The organism is Flectobacillus sp., from assembly GCF_049240685.1.
Lineage (GTDB): Bacteria > Bacteroidota > Bacteroidia > Cytophagales > Spirosomataceae > Flectobacillus.
Genome location: NZ_JBMLSD010000511.1, coordinates 1 through 2289, shown reverse-complemented (window position 1 = coordinate 2289; position 2289 = coordinate 1). Strand labels below are relative to the sequence as shown.

Annotated in this window: 2 protein-coding genes and 1 tRNA gene; 1 reads left to right on the top strand and 2 read right to left on the bottom strand. The window is 33.0% G+C overall.

Going from position 1 to position 2289, the window contains the following annotated elements; translation table 11 throughout:
- On the top strand, positions 1–626 hold a 626-nt coding region (locus tag ACOVQ4_RS23690; protein WP_421823055.1), incomplete at its 5' end, for a WD40 repeat domain-containing protein.
- 140 nt (positions 627–766) lie between these two features.
- Here ACOVQ4_RS23690 and ACOVQ4_RS23685 read toward each other — a convergent pair.
- Both ACOVQ4_RS23685 and ACOVQ4_RS23680 read right to left on the bottom strand, forming a co-directional pair.
- A tRNA-Asp gene (locus ACOVQ4_RS23685) sits at positions 767–840 on the bottom strand.
- 385 nt (positions 841–1225) lie between these two features.
- On the bottom strand, positions 1226–1480 hold the full coding sequence (locus ACOVQ4_RS23680) for an MbtH family protein (protein WP_421823054.1): 255 nt from the start codon (positions 1478–1480) through the stop codon (positions 1226–1228).
- Positions 1481–2289 lie beyond the last annotated feature (809 nt).

Genomic DNA, 2289 nt, shown 5'->3' with positions numbered 1-2289 from the left:
AAGATGAAAAAACGATTAGCTACGCTACTTTTTCTCCAGATAGTAAATGGCTCATTACAAAAGATGAAATAGTTGGAGGTACTTCCAAAGTTTGGTCTGTAGAAACGGGAAAAAATCCAGACTTTTTAAAAGATGAAAAAACGATTAGCTACGCTACTTTTTCTCCAGATAGTAAATGGCTCATTACAAAAGATGAAATAGTTGGAGGTACTTCCAAAGTTTGGTCTGTAGAAACGGGAAAAAATCCAGACTTTTTAAAAGATGAAAAAAAATTAAGTAGGGTTAAATTTTCAAAAGACTGTAAGAGCCTAAGTATCATCACTCAACACCAAGTAAAAACCTACGACATAGCCACAGGCAAATTAATCCAATGGCTAAGGCTTAATAAAAAGCCTAAAGACATTGATATTATCGATAATCGCTATCTCTATGTCACGGTAGGTAAAGCAATTGTTAAAACAGATTTACAAATACAGCATGGTAACATAATGAGCTATGGAGATGGAGAGGAATTGGATTATGAGTACGATGAAATTGTAGAGTGGAAAAAGGCTTTTGAAAAGGATTATTTGTTACCGATGGATCAAGAAACTTATGATAAGTATATAAATACTACAAAAAAATAAAAAAGCTCTCTTTTAAGCATGTAGCTTAAAAGAGAGCTTTTTTATTAAAAGTTTAAACCATGTTTAAACCGAAAATTATGGTTTAAACCAATATAAACAAAAAAGTCTCACAATCTATTGATTATGAGACTTTTAATCGGCGGTCTGGACGGGACTCGAACCCGCGACCCCATGCGTGACAGGCATGTATTCTAACCAACTGAACTACCAAACCTTATTTTTGTGACTTTACAACTAGTAATTGCTATCTTGTTGTTTTATCGTGATGCAAAATTAGTCAATTATCTTGATTAAACAAGCTATTTATGACAAAATAGTTAAATGAATTTTACACAAAAACAATAAATAATTCATAAACAACTCATTATCAGCTATTATAACAATGATATTTTTTGTGTATTTTTCAAGTAAAACGTCATTCTATTCATTCGTAGAAAGTCGTCTTCTGGTAACATATTGCAGAAAACAAGAAAAAGTATAGATTAGTAACAAAAAATATCAATATAAAAGGGGAATTATTTTATGTCAAAAAAGTGCACCAAGATGAACTTTTTTGACATATCAGAAGATTTGCTTAGCGAATTAATTTCTGTGCTTTATTAGCTCGATGAGTCCTCTTGCTCTCCTACCATTCTCTTCATTGCATCTCTCAAAGACTTAGGTCGCTGATTCGTCCAAATTTCTTGGATATATTCTTTACAAGCGTCCAAACTACCAGAAAAACCAGCCTCTCGCCATCCTGGAGGAATACCATGAGCAGCAATTATACTAGGTGGTAAAATGTTATAAATTTCCTCATAATTTACGACTACGATGTAAGTTCCATCTTGCTGTGCCTGGTTGTCGTTTTCCATAATACTTGATAATTACAATAGGGTTGTGCCTCCGTTATCGCATTTCGGCTTTGCGTTGCTATACTGAACGTAATTAAACTGTTCAGACACTCTTTTCCAAAAAGTCATGAGTGACGTACTGTTTCCAATAAAGACTCAGATATCGACAAATCTACATTGTATTGAGAATCAAATACTTGCTAAAATCTCGTTGTCTCCATGATATTTATAGAGTGAACCAAACAATATACTAAGGAAAGGTAGCATTTTGCTCAATATCTTCCAAACAAAAAAGATGTCAATTATTAGTCTTGTTTTGTCTTTGCTTAATATGTAGAATCGTTAGGGGCTTTTAAATAGAAAAGGCTATTCTACTGGTTAAAGTTAAAATAGCCTCCTTCCTAATAAATTCTTTTGTACATCTTCTGAAGTAACTTTACTCTAAGTGAAGAAGGGACAAATAGTCTCATGATGATAACAAGTAAGTAATTAGCCAATAGAAATAATGGTCAATTTTTTGCGGTCTGGACGGGACTCGAATCAGCGATTCCATGCTTGATAGGCGTGCGTTCTAACCAACTGAGCTACCAAACCGCTTGGTTGATGCAGGATTAGTACTTATTTCTTATAATGAAAACTCAATTGAGCACTTTCTAAAAAGTTTTTTGTAATGATTATTGTAACTATCTCATTATCTGAATAAAATGAAAATGAAAAAAAACATCAACACGCTAAATACATCCATAAATCGTAATTTAGCCTTGTATTTGAAGGCGCTTTGCCAACTCAAAATACTTTTTAAAACACTGATAGGTAATATCTGCATCCTC